We start from the raw sequence: 1,895 nt of genomic DNA, 5'->3' as shown, positions 1-1,895 counted from the left end.
TCAATATTGTAAAGGCAGGTAAGTAACTTATTGTGCAGGCGTTGTGTTTTTTTGAGCGGCTTCTTTTTTGGCTTTGTCCTTAAAAAATCCCTTTAGCAAAAAGTTGTGCTGGGCAGCCTCAAGGTCATCGTTCAGTTTTATCGAGCTTTCGTTCAAATAGTTAAGCGTGCTCTGTAGCTTCGCAGCTCCCTTTGGGTCGTTTAACAAAATGCCGAGTATATTATCAGCGGTGTTCAGTTTTCCTGTTGCATGCTCCAAATTGGCTCCGCTATGGTTAAGGCTTTCGGCCAGTTTATTTGCGCTGGCGGTGGTCTGCTTCAATTGTTCAACCGAGGCTTTCAGCTGATTGAACACGCTGGTATCGGTCAGCAATTTATCGGTAAGGCCACCTTTGGTGTTCAACTTGTCCGAGAAATGGTTGAGCGATGAAGCTACTTTTTGTGTGCTAACTGTTGTAGCGTTCAGGTTATTTACAATGCTCCTGAATTTCAAGGCCATTACCGAATCCGTCATCAAGGCGCCAACCAAGCCTTTGCCTTTTACGATATTAGTACTGATTTTTTTGAAATCGGTAGTTATGGCCAACAGGTTTTCGTTGTTTTTCTGCAGCGTCTTCATAATATCATCGGTTGATAGCTGCTTATTGGTTTGCACCATATCACCATCAGCTATCATTGGTGCCTGTGGGCTTCCGCCATCAATCACAATGATTTTATTGCCTATCAAGCCGTCCGAACTGATTTTTGCACCCGCATTACTGTGTATATAGCTTTGTACATTGTTGTCGATAGACATTTGTACCTCTACCTGCGATTGCCCTGTAAATTTAACATCGCTGATAGTACCGACCTTTACACCCGAAAACCACACATTGTTCCCTTTTTTAAGCCCGGCCACATCATCAAAAACTGCCGTAACATGAAAAGTCTTTTTGAAAATACTTTGCTGCCCGCCCAATGTAAATATACCTACAACAAAAATGACCACTCCCAGGGCTATAAATATCCCTACGATAAGGGCACGTTTGTTTTCTTCTTTTTCCATGTCTTTATTTAATAAAGTTATAATCAAAAAATGGTTTTATACGCACATCGTCCGTATTAAAAACCTCATCAAAGCTACCTATCCGGTCAAACTTGCCATCCAACAATATGGCCACCCGGTCGCCCGTCGATTTTGCGCAGGTCAAATCGTGCGTAATGATGATAGATGATGTTTTATATCGCTGCTGTACTTCGTTGATCAAGCTGTTGATCTCGATACAAGTAATAGGGTCGAGACCGGCTGTGGGCTCATCATACAGCATAACCTCTGGGTTCAATATCAATGTACGGGCTATACCAATACGCTTACGCTGACCACCAGATAGTTCGGCCGGCATCTGGTTAATGGTTTGCTCCAAACCCACCGCCTCTAAAACCGTTTCTACTGAGGTATTGATTTCTTTTCGCGTTAGATTTTTTTTATTGCGCACCAACGGAAATTCCAGATTCTTGCGCACCGTCATACTATCGTACAATGCACTGTTTTGGAACGAAAAGCCCATCCGGGTGCGCAGCTCTTGCAAATCATGTTCTCTTATCCGGTTTACCTCTTTGCCAAATACTTTCACCTCGCCCGCGTCAGGCCTGATCAGTCCTGATATCACTTTTATCAATACCGATTTACCGGACCCCGAGCGCCCCAATACCACAAGGTTTTCACCCCTGTACAGGTCAAGGTCGACACCGGTAAGTACTTGATTGTTATCAAAAGCCTTTTTCAGCCCTCTTATACTGATAACGGCTTCCTTATAATCGATGGTGGTTTTTTCCTTTTTCATCATATATCCGTTACCTCCACCATCCAAATATTTGTACTATGATTACTTCCTCAATAAAAACAATGAACATCGC

The 1,895-nt window shown here is 43.0% G+C and carries 2 protein-coding genes; both read right to left on the bottom strand.

From position 1 onward, the window contains the following. Positions 1 to 27 precede the first annotated feature (27 nt). A complete protein-coding gene (locus QZX97_RS14450) occupies positions 28 to 1,044 on the bottom strand; it encodes an MlaD family protein (protein ID WP_295664744.1) in 1,017 nt (338 codons plus the stop codon). Between the two features lie 4 nt (positions 1,045 to 1,048). Then, positions 1,049 to 1,825 carry an ATP-binding cassette domain-containing protein gene (locus QZX97_RS14445; protein WP_295651392.1) on the bottom strand — a complete coding sequence of 259 codons (777 nt, stop codon included), beginning with the start codon at positions 1,823 to 1,825 and terminating at the stop codon, positions 1,049 to 1,051. Positions 1,826 to 1,895 lie beyond the last annotated feature (70 nt).

Origin of the sequence: uncultured Mucilaginibacter sp. (genome assembly GCF_903893715.1) — a bacterium.
Lineage (GTDB): Bacteria > Bacteroidota > Bacteroidia > Sphingobacteriales > Sphingobacteriaceae > Mucilaginibacter.
Note: the sequence above shows the minus strand (reverse complement) of the source record. Positions and strands in the feature narration are given on the sequence as shown.

Excerpts from the sequence above, each read along its gene's own strand:
- QZX97_RS14450 (WP_295664744.1), bottom strand. The coding sequence starts at position 1,044 with ATGGAAAAAGAAGAAAACAAACGTGCCCTTATCGTAGGGATATTTATA.
- QZX97_RS14445 (WP_295651392.1), bottom strand. The coding sequence starts at position 1,825 with ATGATGAAAAAGGAAAAAACCACCATCGATTATAAGGAAGCCGTTATC.